This is a genomic window from Microvirga aerilata (assembly GCF_016743775.1).
GTDB classification, from domain to species: Bacteria; Pseudomonadota; Alphaproteobacteria; order Rhizobiales; family Beijerinckiaceae; genus Microvirga; species Microvirga aerilata.
Genome location: NZ_JAEQMY010000012.1, coordinates 137,403 through 153,307, shown reverse-complemented (window position 1 = coordinate 153,307; position 15,905 = coordinate 137,403). Strand labels below are relative to the sequence as shown.

Genomic DNA, 15,905 nt, shown 5'->3' with positions numbered 1-15,905 from the left:
GGAGACCGGCGGCCTGCCGCTCGCGCAACGCCACCCGGCCCGCCAGCGCTACCGGATCCTGGAACTCCAGCGCTGGCGCGAGAAGCGGGGTCTGGCCTTCAACATCAGCCCGAAGCACTGGCCGTTCGACGTAAACCTCGCGGACCGGTTCGTGATCGCCATCAATGCCTCCGGCCGGAGCCCGGATGCCTTCCTGCGCCGCGCTTACGCGGCCGTGTGGGAGGAGGAGCGCAATCTCGCCGATCCGCTCGTGCTCGCCGAGCTGGCGGAGCAGGCCGGGTTCGACTCGTCGACCCTGATGGATGTGGCCACCGGCAGCACCACCGAGGCGATCTATGCCCTCAACCTCGAGAACGCGGTGGCGGGCGATGTGTTCGGCTCCCCGGCCTATGTGCTCGATGGCGAGGTGTTCTGGGGACAGGACCGGCTCGATCTTCTCGATGACGCGCTGGCGAGCGGCCGCGCTCCCTTCACGCCAACTCCGTAAAAGGCCCATCATGAAGACCATCGGATTGATCGGCGGCATGAGCTGGGAAAGCTCCGCCGAGTACTATCGCATCATCAACCAGGAGACGAACCGGCGGCTCGGCGGCGTGCGTTCGGCGCAGTCCTTGATGTGGTCGTTCGACTTCGAGGAGATCAAGCGGCTTCAGCATGAAGGCGAATGGGATAAGCTTGCGGAGGCGATGAAGGAGGCAGCCATCCGGCTGGAGCGCGGCGGCGCCGACTTCCTCGTCATCTGCACCAACACCATGCATCGCCTGGCAGACGCGGTCTCATCGGCCGCTGGCATTCCGCTGCTTCACATCGCCGATCCCACGGCGGACAAGATCAAGGCCGCAGGCTTGCAGCGCATCGGCCTGCTCGGCACCGCCTTCACCATGGAGCAGGATTTCTACAAGGGCCGGCTGCAGCAGAGCCATGGCCTCGACGTGATCGTCCCGGATGCGGAAGACCGCTGCATCGTGCACGAGATCATCTACAAGGAGCTCGTGCTCGGACGGATCAGGCCGGAATCGCGCCAAGCCTACCGCGAGATCATCGCGCGCCTCATCGAGCGTGGCGCACAAGGCATCATTCTCGGCTGCACCGAGATCATGCTCCTTGTGAAAGAGGAGGACAGCGCCGTGCCGCTGTTCGACACCACGACGATCCATGCGGTGGCGGCCGTCGACCACGCCCTGGCGGAGTGACCGGCGCATCATCCGGGACGCGGCATGAGGCGCAGCAGAACGCCGATCAGCCCCCAGCGCGGCGTGATGTAGGCGTGCTTGGCGCGGCGGCGCACGGCTTTCAGAATGCTCTCCGCCGCCGCTTCCGGCGACGCCACCCAGAAGGCCGACGGAGCTTTCATCATGGCGGTGTCCACGAACCCGGGGCACGCCTCCGTGACCGCGATCCGTCCAGCGCTCCGGCGCTTCGCCAGATCCCGCAATCCGTCGAGATATGTGGAGACGAAGGCCTTGGTGGCGGCGTAGGAGGGAGCATCCCCATGGCCGCGCAGCTTCGCCACGGACGAGATGCCGACAAGATGCCCTTGCCCCCGGTCGAGAAAATGCTTCATGGCCACCTGCGCCACGGCCGCGAACCCGAGGGCATTGACCTCTATGGTGTCTTTTTCGGAAGCCCAGCTCATATGAGGGTTCGGTTCGCCGACGCCGGAACTCAGAATCACGAGGTCGACGGCACCAAGATCCTCGATCAATGACGCGAGCGCGAGGCGCGCTTCGTCCACCTGCCTCAAGTCGATGCGCTTCGCCCTGGCCCCGCCGCCGAGCTCCTCTGCCAGGGCTTCGAGCCTGTCGAGGCGGCGGGCTGCCAGTCCCACCCGCCATCCGCTTCCTGCAAGCGAACGGGCCAGGGCCTCGCCAATGCCCGAGGAAGCGCCGACGATGATCGCTGTAGGAGAAGCCATGATTGCTGCCGCAGTTCGAATCCGACAGCCTGCTTAACACAATAACGTCCAAACGAAAGAGGTGAGCCCGGCCGCTCTCCTACTCCGCCGCCACTTTCGTCGCGCGCCACTGGGTCAGGAGGGCCCGGAACGCCGCCGGTTTCAGGGGCTTGTTCAGCACGTGGATGTTCATCGCCGCGGCGGCATCGCGCACGGCCGGCGTGCGGTCGGCCGTCACGAGCACGGCCGGGGTGTCGACCTGGGTTCTCCAGCGCAGGGCCTTGATGAGTTCGAGGCCGTCCGTGTCGTCCAGGTGATAATCCGCGATAATGACCTCCGGCAGCGCTTTGTGGGTCTTGAGGGCCTGATGTGCGCTCTCCAGGTCGGAGGCGGTCCAGGCATCGCAACCCCAGCCCGAGAGAAGCAGGCGCATGCCTTCCAGGATGGCCGGCTCGTTGTCGATGACGAGAACGCGCAGCCCGGACAGCACGGTCGCGGGCACCTTCGGGGGCTCCGGGGCCGCCGCCGTCGCCGGCAGGGCCGCCACCACCGGCACCTCGACGCGGAACACGGAGCCGCGCCCGACCTCGGAGTTCAGGGTGATCGGATGCTTGAGCACCCGTCCGATGCGCTCCACGATGGAAAGGCCGAGGCCCAGGCCCCGCGCGGCCTTCATGCCCTGGTCCAGGCGCTGGAACTCACGGAACACGATGCGCTGCTTCGAGGGCGGGATGCCGAGGCCCGTGTCCCAGACCTCCAGGACCAGATGACTGCCGCGCTGCCGGCTGCCCACGACCACGCGTCCGGCGGGGGTGTACTTGATCGCGTTGGAGATCAGGTTCTGCAGCAGGCGCCGCATGAGGCGCCGGTCGGAGCGCACGGTCAGGGAGGAGGGGACGAAGGTGAGCTTGAGGCCTTTGTTCCGGGCAACAGGCTCGAACTCGCGCTGCAGCTGGCGGAACATCTCGTCGATGCGGAAACTCGACCATTGCGGCTTCATGGCCCCCGTGTCGAGGCGCGAGATGTCCAGGATCGCGGTGAGGATCTCCTCGACCGCGTCGAGGGACGCGTCGATGTTCTCGGCAAGCGTCACGTCGCCCGCCTCGCGATCCCGCTCCACAAGGGACGTGGCGTAGAGGCGGGCGGCGTTGAGGGGCTGCAGGATGTCGTGGGATGCGGCGGCCAGGAAGCGCGTCTTGGAGATGTTCGCCTCGTCGGCCTCGGCTTTAGCGCTCCGCAGGGCTTCGTTGAGGCGCGTCAGCTCCTCGGTTCGCTCCCGCACGCGCTGCTCCAGGGTCTCGTTCGCGCGCCGGCTCGCCTCCTCAGCCAGAACGGTCTCGGTCACGTCCGTGTAGGTGGTGACGTGGCCGCCGTCGGGCAGCGGGTTCGAGCGGATCTCGATGACCTTGCCGGACGGGTAGAGCCTGAGGCGCACCGGCTCCACATCGTGCTGGAACGAGTGAATGCGGGCAGCGATCAGGTCCTCGAGCTTGCCGGGCCCATAGGAGCCGCGGGAGGCGTTGTAGTGGATGATGCGGTCCATGCCGATGCCCACATGCACGAAGTTGGGCGGCATGTCGTAGAGATCGATGAACGCCTGGTTCCAGGCGAGCAGCCGCAGGTCGCGGTCGAGCACCGTGATGCCCTGCTTGGCATAGTTCAGGGCATGCTGGAGCAGGTCGCGGCTATGCTGGATGGCGGCCGAGGCGTCGTCGAGCAGCTTGAGGGCGGCTTCCGTCGACACGGTGCGGCGGCGCAGCAGCAGCGACAGGGCAAGGCGCGAGGAGGCCGTGCCGATGGCCGAGGCCAGAAGGTGCTCCGCGTAACGCAGGAGGTGGACGTCGGCCTCGGCGCGGGGCTCGAGAATCTGGCCGCGGCTATGGGTGAAGCCCTCGAAGGAGCGCGTCGTGCGCTCCTCGCCCAGATAGCGGGCGACGGTGGCGCGAAGTTCGCCCACGGTCACGCTGGCGCGGAAGAGGCGGAAGCTCGGCGCGACGGAGGTTGTCGTTTCCCCCACGAACACGTTGGCCTGGATCATCTCCATGGCCGTCGCCGGACGCCACAGGGAGAAAACCACATAGCACAGGATGTTGAGGGTCATGCTCCAGACGACCCCGTGGGTGAGCTGGGGTAGATCGACCCCGAAGAGAGCGGTCGGCTTGAGGGCCGTGACCCCGAAGGGGCCCGTCACGACCACGTCGGACCAGAACACCCCATCCCAGACGAGGCTGGGGAGCAGAAGGGTATAGGCCCAGGTGAAGAAGCCCACGACCAGCCCGATGCTGGCGCCAAGGGCCGTGCCCCGCGACCAGATGAGGCCGCCGATGAAGGCGGGCGCCACCTGCGCAATGGCCGCAAAGGACAACAGGCCGATGGCGGCAAGCGCCGCTTCCCCGGAGACGCGGTAATAGGCATAGGCCAGAAGGATGACCACGACGATGGAGATCCGCCGCACCGCAATGACGAAGCTGCCCGGATCAACGCCCGCAAAGGCCCGCCGGCGCAGGACGATGGGCATGACGAGATGGTTCGAGATCATCACCGCCACGGCCACCGAGTCGACGATCACCATCGCGGTTGCGGCCGAAAAGCCGCCCAGAAACGCAATGACCGCGACGGTGCCCGCCTTGTCCATGAGGGGGAGCGCCAGCAGGGTCATGTCCCGGTCGAGGTTGCCGTCCGGAAACAGGGCAAGTCCCGCAAGGGCGATCGGAATGACGAACAGGTTGATGAGCACGAGATAAAGGGGAAACAGCCAGGCGGTGCGCTTCAGGTCGCTGATCTCGTGGTTCTCCACCACCGTCACATGGAACTGCCGCGGCAGGAGAAGAGCCGCGCAGGTGGAGAGCAGGATGAGTGTGATGTAGCTGCCGAAGCCGGAGGTCAGCCCCATCAGGTTCGAGCTGGTTCCCTGGGCGTTGAGGCGCTGCACGATGGCGTCGTAGCCGTCGAACATCACGAAGGTGATGTAGCCGCCCACGATCAGGAAGGCTGCCAGCTTCACCACGGACTCGATGGAGACGGCGAGCAGAAGCCCGTTCTGGTGCTCGGTGGCATCCGTATGGCGCGTGCCGAACGCGACGGCAAAGCCCGCCAGCACCAGGGCGACCACGAACGCAAGATCGCCGATGAAGGGAAGATGGGAGGGAAGCGTCCCGCCCGCCGCCGTCAGGAACACGTCGAGGGAGGACGAGACCGCCTTCAGCTGCAGGGCGATGTAGGGAACGGAGCCGACGACGGCGATCAGGCTGACGAGTGCGGCGACCCGCTCGCTCTTGCCGTAGCGGGCGGCGACGAAGTCGGCGATGGACGAGATGTTCTGGGTCTTTGCCACCCGCACGACCCGGGCGACGAGCGCGTGCCCGAAGCCGATCACGAGGATGGGGCCGATGTAGATGGCGAGGAAGTCGAACCCTGAGCGGCTGGCAAGCCCCACGGAGCCGAAGAAGGTCCAGGAGGTGCAGTAGACCGCAAGGGCCAGCGCCGCGATCGTGGAGCGCGCAGGCCCCTGAACGAAGCGCCGTCCGCCGTTGTCCCCCCAATGGGCCACCGTGAACAGGAAGCAGAGATAGACCAGTGCCGACAACACGACGGCCCAGGTGGCGACCATGGGCAAATCCTCGAAAACAGACGTGAAACAGCTTTAGCCGTTTAAGGGTGCGAAGGCCACCGCCAGCCGGTCACAGCCCGCGATCCCACTCCGGCTCCGGCGCGAAGCGTCGGGCCAGGAACTCGATGAAGGCACGGACCTTCGCCGGAGCCTGCCGACCCGAGGGCAGGACGGCGTGAATGCCGGGTTCGTAGACCGGAAAGTCCCGGAGAACCGGGACGAGCGAGCCGTCGCGCAGGCTGTCGCCCACGATGAAGGTGGGCTGATAGATGAGACCCTGCCCGGCGAGGCACGCCGCCATCAGGGCATCGCCGTTGTTGGCGCGCAGGTTCCCCTGCACCGGCACGACGATCTCGCCATCGAGCCCGAAGGTCCAGCGGTTCGCCCCGATGGCGCTCGGCAAGGTGTAGCCGAGGCAGTTGTGGCGCGCGAGATCGTCCAGGCTCTGCGGGGTGCCGTGCTGCTCCAGATAGCGGGGCGCGGCGCAAACCACGATGCGGCAGACGGCCAGGCGCCGGGCGATGAGGCTCGACTCCTTCAGCCGCCCGATCCGGATCGCCAGATCCCATCCCTCCTCGATCAGGTCCACAAAGCGGTCGGCGAGGCCGAGATCGAACGACACGGCCGGATGGAGCCGGTTGAATTCAGGGATCGCCGGGGCGATGTGCCGGAAGCCGAAGGTGAGGGGCACGTTGAGGCGCAACGTTCCCCGCGGTTCGACGCGGTCGAGGCTGGCGGAGGCCTCCGCTTCCTCGATCTCGGCCAGAATGCGCTCGCAGGCCGCCAGGTAGGCTCGGCCGCCTTCCGTCAGGGTCAGCCTGCGGGTGGAGCGGTGCAGCAGCTTGATCCCGAGCCTGCTCTCCAGGGCTGCCACATGCTTGGTGGCCATGGTCTGGGACAGATCGAGCGCCCGCGCCGCTGCCGACAGGCTGCCAAGCGCCGCCACGCGAACGAAGACCTGCATGCTGGTGACCCGGTCGAGCACTGGCGATCTCACTCTCTCGGTGTGAATTCATATTCCGTGGCGAGCATTATCATAAATCCGGTTTGAGGTCATATGAGGGACCCTTTTAGGAGATCTCTCATGATCGATACCCGCACCGCTCCCTATGCTGCCCTCGTTCTGCGCGTCACCCTCGGCGTTCTCTTCCTGGCCCATGCCGGACTGAAGGTGTTCGTGTTCACGCCCGCGGGCGCTGCCGGGTTCTTCGGCAGCCTCGGCCTGCCGCCGGCGCTCGCCTACCTGACCATCGCGGCCGAGACGGCCGGCGGCATCGCGCTGATCCTCGGCTTCCTCACCCGCTGGGCATCGCTCGCCCTGGTCCCGATCCTGCTCGGCGCCATCGTCTTCGTGCATGGCCCGGCCGGGTTCTTCTTCAACAACCCGAACGGCGGCTGGGAATATCTGGCGCTCTGGATCGTGGCCCTTCTGGCCCAGGCGCTCCTGGGCGACGGCGCCCTTGCGCTGCGGGCCGGATCGGCGAAGACTGCCCCGGCCTTGTCCCCCCGCTCAGCCTGAGGTCTCGAAGCCATGTTGAACTCCACACCTCATGACGCCACCGGACACCCGGTGGCGCGGCCCATCCATCCCGGCGTCAGGATCGGCCATGTCCACCTCAAGGTGGCGGACCTTGATCGGTCCCTGGCGTTCTACTGCGGCGTGCTCGGCTTCGAGCTGATGCAGCGCTACGGCACCCAGGCGGCCTTCGTCTCGGCGGGCGGGTATCACCACCATATCGGCCTGAACACCTGGGAAAGCCAGGGCGGCTCCCCGCCGCCTCCCGGCACCACCGGACTCTACCATGTGGCGATCCTTTATCCCACGCGGGCGGCGCTCGCCGACGCCCTCGCCAGGCTGGCGGAAGCAGGCGTTCCGCTGCAGGGCGCGAGCGACCACGGGGTGAGCGAGGCCCTGTACCTGAGCGACCCCGACGGCAACGGAATCGAGCTTCATTTCGACCGGCCGGAGGATCAATGGCCCAGAACCCCCGAGGGCGAACTCCAGATGGTGACGCGCCGCCTCGACCTGCAGAACCTGCTCGCCAGCCGGGACGCTTGACGAACCCCCGGGACCGGACAGCTTAAGCTTGGCAGGCAAGCGAGGGGAGGTCCGGTCATGTGGAACGAATTCAGGCAATTTGCGCTTCGCGGCAATGTGGTCGATCTGGCCATCGGCATCATCATCGGAGCCGCCTTCAGCAAGATCGTGGACTCGCTGGTCGGCGATATCTTCATGCCGGTCATCGGAGCCGCCACCGGCGGCCTCGATTTCTCGAACTACTTCACGCCGCTGTCCGGCAGCGTCACGGCAACGGCGCTCGCGGAGGCCAAGAACCAGGGCGCGGTGCTGGCCTGGGGCAACTTCATCACCGTTGCCATCAACTTCGTCATCATCGCCTGGATCCTGTTTCTCCTGGTGAAGGGCATGAACCGCCTGCGCCGCACAGAGGACGCCAAGACCGGTACGGCCGGGAAGGCTCCGGAACTTCCGGCGGACGTGAAGCTGCTCACCGAAATCCGCGATCTGATGAAGACAGGGCGGATGCTCTGATTCATCACAGGGTTCGATCGGACCCTTCGTGTTTTGTCATGAGACATATTCGGCGCTTGCCTTGAGGGGGCGAACGGGCCATGCCTGTTCGCCTGTTTTCAAGGACATCGCCCATGAACGCGTCCGTTTCGATCCCGTCCGTTCTCAACCTGCGCCCCGAAGCGGAGCAGGCGCCGACCAGCGGCATCGTCGACGTGTTCAGCTACGGCCGGCTGAAGCCCGGCATCATTCCGCTCTGGGTGGGTGAGGGCGATCTGCCGACGCCGTCCTTCATCTGCGAGGCGGCGGCCCGCTCGCTGAGCGAAGGCGAGACCTTCTACACCTACCAGCGCGGCATCCCTGAGCTGCGCCAGGCGATTGCCCGCTATCATGAGGGTGTCTACGGCAAGGCCTTCGATCCAGAGCGCTTCTTCGTGACATCGGGCGGCATGCCCGCCATGCAGCTCGCCTTCCGCATGCTCTCGGGCAACGGCGACGAGGTGCTGATCCCCACGCCCGCCTGGCCGAATTTCGCCGGCGCCATCACCATCGCGGGCGCCCGTCCCGTCGCGGTGCCGATGACCATCGACGCGCAGGGCTGGCACCTCGATTTCGAGCGGCTCGAGCAGGCGATCACGCCGCGCACCCGCGTGCTCGTGATCAACTCGCCGTCGAACCCCACGGGCTGGACCGCAACCCATGCGGACCTGCGCGCGGCCCTCGATCTCGCCCGGCGGCATGGCCTGTGGATCGTCGCGGACGAAATCTACGGCCGCTTCGTCCACGATCCGGCTCTTGCGGTCGATGGGCGCACGCCCTCCTTCCGCGACGTGATGGAGCCGGAGGACAAGATCCTCTTCGTCCAGACCTTCTCCAAGAACTGGGCCATGACCGGCTGGCGCCTCGGGTGGCTGGAGGCTCCGCCGGCCCTGGGGCAGGTGATCGAGAACCTGATTCAGTACCAGACCTCGGGAACGCCGACCTTTATCCAGCGCGCGGGCGTGGCCGCCATCGAGCAGGGCGAGGACTTCCTGGCCGACCAGATCGTCCGCGCCAAACGGGGGCGGGAGATCGTCGGGCGGCTCGCGCAGACGGGTCTCGTCGAGCTGCCGCCTCCGAGCGGCGCCTTCTATGCGTTCCTGAAGATCAAGGGCGCCACCAACGCGAAGGACATCGCCTTCCGGCTCATCGACGAGGCGAATGTGGGCCTGGCCCCGGGCTCGGCCTTCGGCGAGGCCGGCGAGGGCTACCTGCGCCTGTGCTACCTCCGCAAGCCCGAGGATGTGGAGGAGGCGGTCCGGCGCATCGGGGAAGCCCTGCCGAGGCTCGTCGGATAGCGTTCCGTTGCGGTCTTAGGCCGGCGGGATCACGCCCTTCTTCAGGATGAAGCAGCCGTAGAAGCGCAGCTCGCCGGTGGCGACCACCGCATAGGCCTTCTTGGCCCGCTCATAGAAGGCGAAGCGCTCGACGGAGCCCATGGGCCACGCGTCGCGTCCGGCATCGCGCCGGGCCACCGCGTCGATCTCCCTTTGAGCCTCCTGCTGGATGGCCGGCAGCTCGGTCGGGTTGCCGACGACCTCCATCCGCTCCGCCGGATGCTCCACGAAGCTGTCGAGCGGCATGAGCGAGAGGACCGCCCGGATCGCCCGGGGCGAGGTGATGTTGTCCATGCGGATCAGGCGGCCATAGGTGGTCTGGCGTGCGATGGCATCGGCCGGGAAATTGGCGTCGCAGATCACGAGATCGTCGCCGTGCCCCATGGCCTGGAGCACATACAAGAGATCGGCGTTGAGCGCCGGGTCGATACCATGCAGCACTGTTTCCTCCAGGTCCGGATTGCGTCGACCGCAATTCAGCAGGCTTTCGGATCACATGCAATGCTCAGCTTGGTTCCACGCATCCCGGCAGGAGCCCATCGCATGGCATCTGCGCGCCATCGGCATTTGACGGGGCAGAAAAGGGCGTCCATTGAGCAAAGTCGTGATGCGTTCCATCCTTCCCCACCTGGTCCAAATCCTCATCGCTGCTCTCGGGGGCTTGGTCTTCCACTGGCTCGGCGTGCCTGCGGCGTGGCTCTCGGGAGCGGCCATCGCGGCCACCCTCTGGGGGCTCTCGGGGCGGGCCGTGCCCATGCCCCGCGCGCTCGCCGACGGGGCCATGCTGATTTCCGGCGCCGCCATGGGCGCAGCGGTGACGCCTGCCGCCATCGCGGCCATGGGGCGCTATCCGGGCAGTCTCGTCCTTCTCGTTGTCGGCGTCGTGGCGATCTCCGCGGCCTCCACCGTCTGGCTCACGCGCATGTCCGGCTGGCGCAGGGCCGATGCGGTGCTGGCCTCCGTGCCCGGCGCGCTCTCCACCGTCCTGGCCGTGGCCGCGGACCGCAAGGCGGAGGTGGCCTCCATCGCCATCGTGCAGAACTTCCGTCTCTTCGTGCTGATCGCCCTCCTGCCGAGTCTCGTGGTCATGACAGGGGGAGGGGGCAACACGGGCGCGCTGATCGGCGAGGGGCTTCCGGTCGAGAGCCCAGGCGGCATGGCCTTCACTCTTCTCGGCGGCCTCGCCTTGGGGGCCGTGTTCAAGCGGCTGAAGATCGCAGCCCCCATCCTGCTCGGCGCGACGGTGGTGAGCTCCGTGAGCCACGGCACGGAATGGGTGACCGGCGTCATTCCGCCGGTGATCGCCACCGGCGGGCTCGTGCTGATCGGGCTCTTCATCGCCGAGCGGTTCCGCAACGTTCAGCGCTCGACCCTGCGCAAGGCGCTCGTGGCTGCATTGGGGTCCTTCTCGGTGGGGATGATCGTTGCGGCGCTCTTTGCGGCGGTTGCGGCATGGCTTGCAGGGGTCAGCTTCGCCAACGGTCTCGTCGCCTTCGCGCCGGGCGGGCTCGAGGCCATGACCGTGCTGGCCCTCATCCTGGGGCTCGACCCGCTTTACGTGGGCATTCACCACCTCGTCCGCTTCCTCGGCATCGGCCTCGTGCTGCCGATCCTGATCGGCAGGCTGCAGCGGGACAGGGCAACAGAGGCGGAATAGGTCTACGACCGCTCGTTCCGCAGCCGCTCGACCGCTTCCATCCGCGGTTTGGCCGTGTCCCACAGGCGCTTGGTCACCGCTGAAACCAGCGCTTCCGTCAGGAGCAGGAGGCCCGCCGACGAATCCCAGTTGGACGGCGCGACGATATGGGCGGGCAGCACATGCCGCGCCACGCGGGCGATGGGCGACAGCCACGGATCGGTGAGCAGAACGATTGTTGCGCCCTGCTTGGCGGCCGTTTCGCACAAGGCGGTGACGTCCTCCTGGTAGCGGCGGATGTCGAAGGCGACGATCACGTCCTTGCGGCCGATCTCGATCACCCGGTCGCGCCAGAGCGCCGGCTGCCCCTCGATGAAATCCACCCCGCTGCGCACGATGCGGAAATGACTCTCCGCGTAGCGCGCGAGCGCGCCCGTGAAGCGCCCGCCGGTGAAATGGATGGGCCGGCGCGGGTCGGAGAGAAGCGCCACCACTGCTTCGAACTCCGCGGGAGCGATGTTCTCCACCGTTGCCCGCAGGTTGCCGATCACGGCTTCCGCGAAGGAGGCGAGCGCAGGCGCCCCCTGGCCCTTGTCGGAGGGGCCGGCCTTGGCCAGCGGCGAAAGAAGCTGTGCCTCCAGTTCCTCGCGCAGGTGCTTCTGGAAGTCCGGAAAGCCGCCGAAGCCAAGGCGGGTGACGAAACGCAGGACGGAAGGGGCCGAGATGCCGGCCCGGGAGGCGAATTCGGCCACCGTATCGAGCCCGGCGAAGGGGTAATGGCTCAGGAGCAGGTGCGCGGCGCGCTTCTCGCTTGGCGTGAAGGCGTCCATCTCGTGCCGGATGCGCTCGGCGAGGCTCGGGGGATCCGTTGGGGGAGTGCGATGATCGTCGCGCATACCGGATTGATTCACATCCCCTCCTTGACGCTTTGGAAAAGCTGTATCAGAAATTCCAAGACAAGAGAAAACATTAAGAAACGTATCAAGCGTTCAACGGGAGCTTTGCCTGTCTCGAGCAGGCTTAAGGAGAACCGCATGACGCAGGCGAGCCGGATGGCGACCGACGAGAACTCTGCCGCAAGGGCAGGGGAACCGGTCGCCGTTGTGGAGAACTCCCAAGGCCGCTCGCCCGTGCTCCTGATCTGCGAACATGCCTCCAACCGTTTACCCGCCCGCTACGGCACGCTGGGTCTCGGCCCTGCGGAGCTGGAGAGCCATATCGCCTGGGATCCCGGCGCTCTCGGTGTGGCGCAGGGCCTGTCGCGCCTGCTCGATGCGCCCCTGATCCACGCCACCGTGTCTCGCCTTGTGCTCGACCTCAATCGCGAGCCTTCGGCGCCCGATTCCATCTGGACCCTCAGCGAGCGCACGACCATTCCGGGCAATCTCGATCTCGACGATGCCGAGCGCGAAACGCGGGTCCGCGAGGTGTACGAGGCCTTCCACGGTGCGGTCGACGCATTGGCGGAGGCCCGCAAGGCGGCAGGGCAGCTCCGTGCGGTCGTCTCCGTCCATTCCTTCACGCCGGTCTACCGGGACGTGCCCCGGCCTTGGCATATCGGCCTCATCTACAACCGGGACGAACGCTATGCCCGCCATGTCGAGGCCGGGCTGGCGGGCGATCCGGCGCTGATCGTCGGCATGAACGAACCCTATTCGCCAGCGGACCGGGTGTTCCACACCCTCGAGCGCCATGCCGAAAGGCGCGGCCTTGCTCCGCTGATGATCGAAATCCGCAACGACCTGATCCGCACACAAGACGGACAGGCGTCGTGGGCCAACCGTCTGGCGCCGCTTTTGAGGGAGGGGGCCCGGACGCTCTGAATGACGGGGATGGCGCATGAAGTGCCGTGGCCTGAAAGCAGACACTTCTTGGAGGAGTTAAGTCGATGTCAGTCGGACAAGGAAATCCCGGGGTCCATGCCCCGCCGGCCGGGGGGCAGAACGCTGCCGGCATTACCTACACCACGGTGGACGAAAGCTATTTCGAGGCGCGCCGGCTCAAGCGTCACGCCCGCGTCTGGTCGCTCTGGGCGCTCGGCGTCGGCGCGGTGATCTCGGGGCATTATTCGGGCTGGAACCTCGGTCTGGCCAACGGCTTCGGCGCGATGTTCTTTGCAACCATCATCATCGCGATCATGTATCTCGGCCTGACCTTCTCGCTCGCCGAGATGTCGCCGGCCCTGCCGCATACGGGCGGCGCGTATTCCTTCGCCCGCACGTCCATGGGGCCGTGGGCAGGCTACATCACGGGCATCGCCGAGAACATCGAGTTCGTGCTCACGCCCGCGGTGATCGTGTTCTTCATCAGCTCGTATCTGGGCACGATCTTCGAGACGGCGCCAGCCTTCCAGCCGGTGTACTGGTTCCTGTTCTATGCGCTGTTCGTCGGCCTCAACATCGTCGGCGTCGAGCTCTCGTTCCGGGTCACCGTGACGGTCACGTTGCTGGCGCTCGGCGTTCTGGCGGCCTTCTACCTGTCGGTTCTGTTCTCCGGTCAACTCGACTTCTCGCGCTGGGCGCTGAACATCGGTCCCGGCGGCGCGGAGCTGCCGGAGGGCAACGGGCCGTTCCTGCCCAACGGCCTCGGCAGCATCCTGGCCTCGCTGCCCTTCGCGGTCTGGCTGTTCCTCGCCATCGAGCAGTTGCCGCTGGCCGCGGAGGAGTCGCACGATCCGCAGCGCGACATGCCCAAGGGCATCATCGCCGGCATCCTGACCCTGATCGCTTCCGCGTTCCTCGTGCTCTTCCTGAACACGAGCATCGCGCCGGGCGCGGTGGGCTTGGGCAAATCTGGCGAGCCGCTGCTCGACGGGTTCCGCACCCTGTTCGGCACGGATATCGCGAAGATCCTCGCGGCCATTGCGGTGATCGGACTCATCGCCTCGTTCCACACCATCATCTTCGCCTTCGGGCGGCAGATCTATTCGCTCTCGCGGGCGGGCTACTTCCCGAGCTTCCTGTCGGTGACGCATGGCGAGCGCAAGACGCCGCACGTGGCGCTGATCGCTGGTGCGGTGCTGGGCCTTCTGGTGATGCTGATCATCTGGTTCTCGGCAGGCGCCGAGGCGGGCGCGACGGTCATCGGCGGCACGCTGCTCAACATGGCGGTGGCAGGCGCGATGCTGGCCTACTTCATGCAGGGCATGTCCTACATCGTCCTGAAGAGAAAGTTCCCGAACCTGCACCGGCCCTATCGCAGCCCCTTCGGTGTCGCGGGTGCGGTGGTCTGCATGGTGATCGCCGCCGTGACGCTCTACTTCCAGCTCACGGACTCCGTGTTCCAGACGGCGGTGATCGGCGTCGCGGTCTATTATGCGGTGATGATGGCCTACTTCCTGGTGATCGGGCGTCATAAGCTCATCCTCTCGCCGGAGGAGGAGTTCGCGCTCACCAAGGGCGAGAGCGAGTACAAGTCCTACTGATAAGAGCCGGGAGCGCGCATGGGGCGCGCTCCCTTTCCATCCCCGTTCAAGGTTGTTCGTATGGACGCTCCCAAGATCAAGACTGCCGCCGAAGCCCTGGACTACGTGCGGGGCCGCAATCTGCCCTTCGTGAAGATCGGCCTGACCGACGTGGACGGCATCATGCGCGGCAAGTACATGGCCCGCGACAAGTTCGAATCCGCCCTCGAAAAGGGGTTCGGATTCTGCGACGTGGTGCTGGGCTGGGATTCCAACGATCAGCTCTACGACAACACCACGCTCACCGGCTGGCATACGGCTTATCCCGATGCGACGGCGCGGGTGATCCCTGAATCCATGCGGCTCGTTCCCTTCGAGAACGATCTGCCGTTCTTCCTCGCCGAATTCGAAGGCTATGCGGAGGAAGCCTGCCCGCGCGGCGTGCTGCGGCGCGTCCTGAAGAAGGCGGAGGACATGGGGTTTTCGGTCTCGGCAGCGGCCGAGTTCGAGTTCTTCCTGTTCGAGGAAACGCCCCATTCCGTGCGCGAGAAGAGCTACCGCGATCTGAAGAACATCACGCCGGGCTTCTTCGGCTATTCGGTGCTGCGCTCAGGCGTTCATGCGGATTTCTACCACGAGCTTCTCGACCTGGCCCAGAAGATGGATTTCGAGATCGAGGGCCTGCATACGGAGACAGGCCCCGGCGTGCTTGAAGCGGCCATCCGCGTCGACGACGCGCTGAAGGCGGCCGACAAGGCGGCCCTGTTCAAGACCTACACCAAGATCCTGGCCCAGCGCCGCGGCTGGATGGCGACCTTCATGGCCAAGTGGTCCCGCGACTGGCCCGGACAGTCGGGGCACCTGCACGCTTCCCTGCGTCACCTCGATACTGGCAAGGGGGCGTTCTACGACGCCGACGCGAAGCACGGCATGTCCGACACCATGCGCTGGTTCGTGGGCGGGCAGCAGCAGCTGATGCCCGAGATTCTCGCCATGGTGGCCTGCACGGTGAACAGCTACACGCGGCTGATCCCCGGCTTCTGGGCGCCGACCGATTCCGCCTGGGGCGTGGAGAACCGCACCACGGCCTTGCGGGTCATTCCCGGCTCCGAGAAGTCCCAGCGCGTGGAGTACCGGGTCGCGGCCGCCGACATCAACCCGTATATCGCGCTTGCCGCCGCCATCGGTTCGGGCCTCTGGGGCATCGAGAACCGGGTCGATCCGGGCGAGCCGATCCAGGGCAACGCCTATGCGGTGGAGCACCCGAAGGAGCGGGCCCTCCCGCGTTCCCTGGGTGAGGCCGCCGAGCGGCTGAAAGGGTCGCAGGCCGCGCGCCAGCTCTTCGGCGACACCTTTGTTGACCATTACGCCGCAACGCGCGAATGGGAGGAGCGTGAAGCCCGCAAGGCCGTCACCGACTGGCAGCTCGCCCGTTATTTCGAGATTATCTGAAAAG

The 15,905-nt window shown here is 66.4% G+C and carries 15 protein-coding genes; 10 read left to right on the top strand and 5 right to left on the bottom strand.

Annotation, left to right across the window (positions count from 1 at the left end):
* Positions 1-487: 2-hydroxychromene-2-carboxylate isomerase (locus JKG68_RS11120; protein ID WP_202059260.1), on the top strand; the 487-nt coding region annotated here is incomplete at its 5' end.
* Positions 488-497: 10 nt separating this feature from the next.
* Complete coding sequence (locus JKG68_RS11115) at positions 498-1,193, top strand: aspartate/glutamate racemase family protein (RefSeq protein ID WP_202059258.1); 696 nt, start codon at positions 498-500, stop codon at positions 1,191-1,193.
* A gap of 8 nt (positions 1,194-1,201) precedes the next feature.
* On the opposite strand, the gene JKG68_RS11110 is transcribed toward JKG68_RS11115, so the two are convergent.
* From JKG68_RS11110 to JKG68_RS11100, 3 genes are all read right to left on the bottom strand, one after another.
* Positions 1,202-1,915 carry an SDR family NAD(P)-dependent oxidoreductase gene (locus JKG68_RS11110; RefSeq protein ID WP_202059256.1) on the bottom strand — a complete coding sequence of 238 codons (714 nt, stop codon included), beginning with the start codon at positions 1,913-1,915 and terminating at the stop codon, positions 1,202-1,204.
* Between the two features lie 79 nt (positions 1,916-1,994).
* The gene (locus tag JKG68_RS11105) at positions 1,995-5,504 is read right to left on the bottom strand and encodes a PAS domain-containing hybrid sensor histidine kinase/response regulator (RefSeq protein ID WP_202059254.1); all 3,510 of its coding nucleotides are present in this window, start codon (positions 5,502-5,504) and stop codon (positions 1,995-1,997) included.
* A gap of 70 nt (positions 5,505-5,574) precedes the next feature.
* Positions 5,575-6,489, bottom strand: coding sequence for a LysR family transcriptional regulator (locus JKG68_RS11100; protein ID WP_202059252.1), 915 nt, complete (start codon positions 6,487-6,489; stop codon positions 5,575-5,577).
* 99 nt (positions 6,490-6,588) lie between these two features.
* On the opposite strand from JKG68_RS11100, the gene JKG68_RS11095 reads away from it, so the two are divergent.
* From JKG68_RS11095 to JKG68_RS11080, 4 genes are all read left to right on the top strand, one after another.
* Complete coding sequence (locus tag JKG68_RS11095) at positions 6,589-7,023, top strand: DoxX family protein (protein WP_202059250.1); 435 nt, start codon at positions 6,589-6,591, stop codon at positions 7,021-7,023.
* A 12-nt stretch (positions 7,024-7,035) separates the two neighbouring features.
* The gene (locus tag JKG68_RS11090; RefSeq protein ID WP_202059248.1) at positions 7,036-7,563 is read left to right on the top strand and encodes a VOC family protein; all 528 of its coding nucleotides are present in this window, start codon (positions 7,036-7,038) and stop codon (positions 7,561-7,563) included.
* Positions 7,564-7,620: 57 nt separating this feature from the next.
* Entirely contained in the window at positions 7,621-8,055 is a 435-nt protein-coding gene (gene mscL, locus JKG68_RS11085; RefSeq protein ID WP_202059245.1) for a large conductance mechanosensitive channel protein MscL, read from the top strand.
* A gap of 113 nt (positions 8,056-8,168) precedes the next feature.
* Positions 8,169-9,371: a pyridoxal phosphate-dependent aminotransferase gene (locus JKG68_RS11080; RefSeq protein WP_202059243.1), complete on the top strand. Its 1,203-nt coding sequence runs from the start codon at positions 8,169-8,171 to the stop codon at positions 9,369-9,371.
* 15 nt (positions 9,372-9,386) lie between these two features.
* Here the strand turns inward: JKG68_RS11080 and JKG68_RS11075 are convergent, their stop codons facing one another.
* On the bottom strand, positions 9,387-9,851 hold the full coding sequence (locus JKG68_RS11075) for an RbsD/FucU family protein (protein WP_202059241.1): 465 nt from the start codon (positions 9,849-9,851) through the stop codon (positions 9,387-9,389).
* Positions 9,852-10,017: 166 nt separating this feature from the next.
* Here JKG68_RS11075 and JKG68_RS11070 point away from each other — a divergent pair, with 166 nt between their 5' ends.
* Positions 10,018-11,067, top strand: coding sequence for an AbrB family protein (locus JKG68_RS11070; protein WP_202059279.1), 1,050 nt, complete (start codon positions 10,018-10,020; stop codon positions 11,065-11,067).
* A gap of 2 nt (positions 11,068-11,069) precedes the next feature.
* Here JKG68_RS11070 and JKG68_RS11065 read toward each other — a convergent pair whose 3' ends face one another.
* A complete protein-coding gene (locus JKG68_RS11065) occupies positions 11,070-11,957 on the bottom strand; it encodes a MurR/RpiR family transcriptional regulator (protein WP_312890776.1) in 888 nt (295 codons plus the stop codon).
* Between the two features lie 123 nt (positions 11,958-12,080).
* Between JKG68_RS11065 and JKG68_RS11060 the strand changes: the two genes are divergently transcribed.
* The 3 genes from JKG68_RS11060 to JKG68_RS11050 all read left to right on the top strand — a co-directional run bounded on the left by JKG68_RS11060 (position 12,081) and on the right by JKG68_RS11050 (position 15,901).
* Positions 12,081-12,869: an N-formylglutamate amidohydrolase gene (locus JKG68_RS11060; RefSeq protein WP_202059239.1), complete on the top strand. Its 789-nt coding sequence runs from the start codon at positions 12,081-12,083 to the stop codon at positions 12,867-12,869.
* 65 nt (positions 12,870-12,934) lie between these two features.
* On the top strand, positions 12,935-14,470 hold the full coding sequence (locus JKG68_RS11055) for an amino acid permease (RefSeq protein WP_202059236.1): 1,536 nt from the start codon (positions 12,935-12,937) through the stop codon (positions 14,468-14,470).
* A gap of 18 nt (positions 14,471-14,488) precedes the next feature.
* Positions 14,489-15,901: a glutamine synthetase family protein gene (locus JKG68_RS11050; protein WP_246515312.1), complete on the top strand. Its 1,413-nt coding sequence runs from the start codon at positions 14,489-14,491 to the stop codon at positions 15,899-15,901.
* Positions 15,902-15,905 lie beyond the last annotated feature (4 nt).

Coding starts and splice junctions, on each gene's coding strand:
- JKG68_RS11115 (WP_202059258.1), top strand. CDS start 498: ATGAAGACCATCGGATTGATCGGCGGCATGAGCTGGGAAAGCTCCGCC.
- JKG68_RS11110 (WP_202059256.1), bottom strand. CDS start 1,915: ATGGCTTCTCCTACAGCGATCATCGTCGGCGCTTCCTCGGGCATTGGC.
- JKG68_RS11105 (WP_202059254.1), bottom strand. CDS start 5,504: ATGGTCGCCACCTGGGCCGTCGTGTTGTCGGCACTGGTCTATCTCTGC.
- JKG68_RS11095 (WP_202059250.1), top strand. CDS start 6,589: ATGATCGATACCCGCACCGCTCCCTATGCTGCCCTCGTTCTGCGCGTC.
- JKG68_RS11090 (WP_202059248.1), top strand. CDS start 7,036: ATGTTGAACTCCACACCTCATGACGCCACCGGACACCCGGTGGCGCGG.
- mscL (WP_202059245.1), top strand. CDS start 7,621: ATGTGGAACGAATTCAGGCAATTTGCGCTTCGCGGCAATGTGGTCGAT.
- JKG68_RS11080 (WP_202059243.1), top strand. CDS start 8,169: ATGAACGCGTCCGTTTCGATCCCGTCCGTTCTCAACCTGCGCCCCGAA.
- JKG68_RS11070 (WP_202059279.1), top strand. CDS start 10,018: ATGCGTTCCATCCTTCCCCACCTGGTCCAAATCCTCATCGCTGCTCTC.
- JKG68_RS11060 (WP_202059239.1), top strand. CDS start 12,081: ATGACGCAGGCGAGCCGGATGGCGACCGACGAGAACTCTGCCGCAAGG.
- JKG68_RS11055 (WP_202059236.1), top strand. CDS start 12,935: ATGTCAGTCGGACAAGGAAATCCCGGGGTCCATGCCCCGCCGGCCGGG.
- JKG68_RS11050 (WP_246515312.1), top strand. CDS start 14,489: ATGGGGCGCGCTCCCTTTCCATCCCCGTTCAAGGTTGTTCGTATGGAC.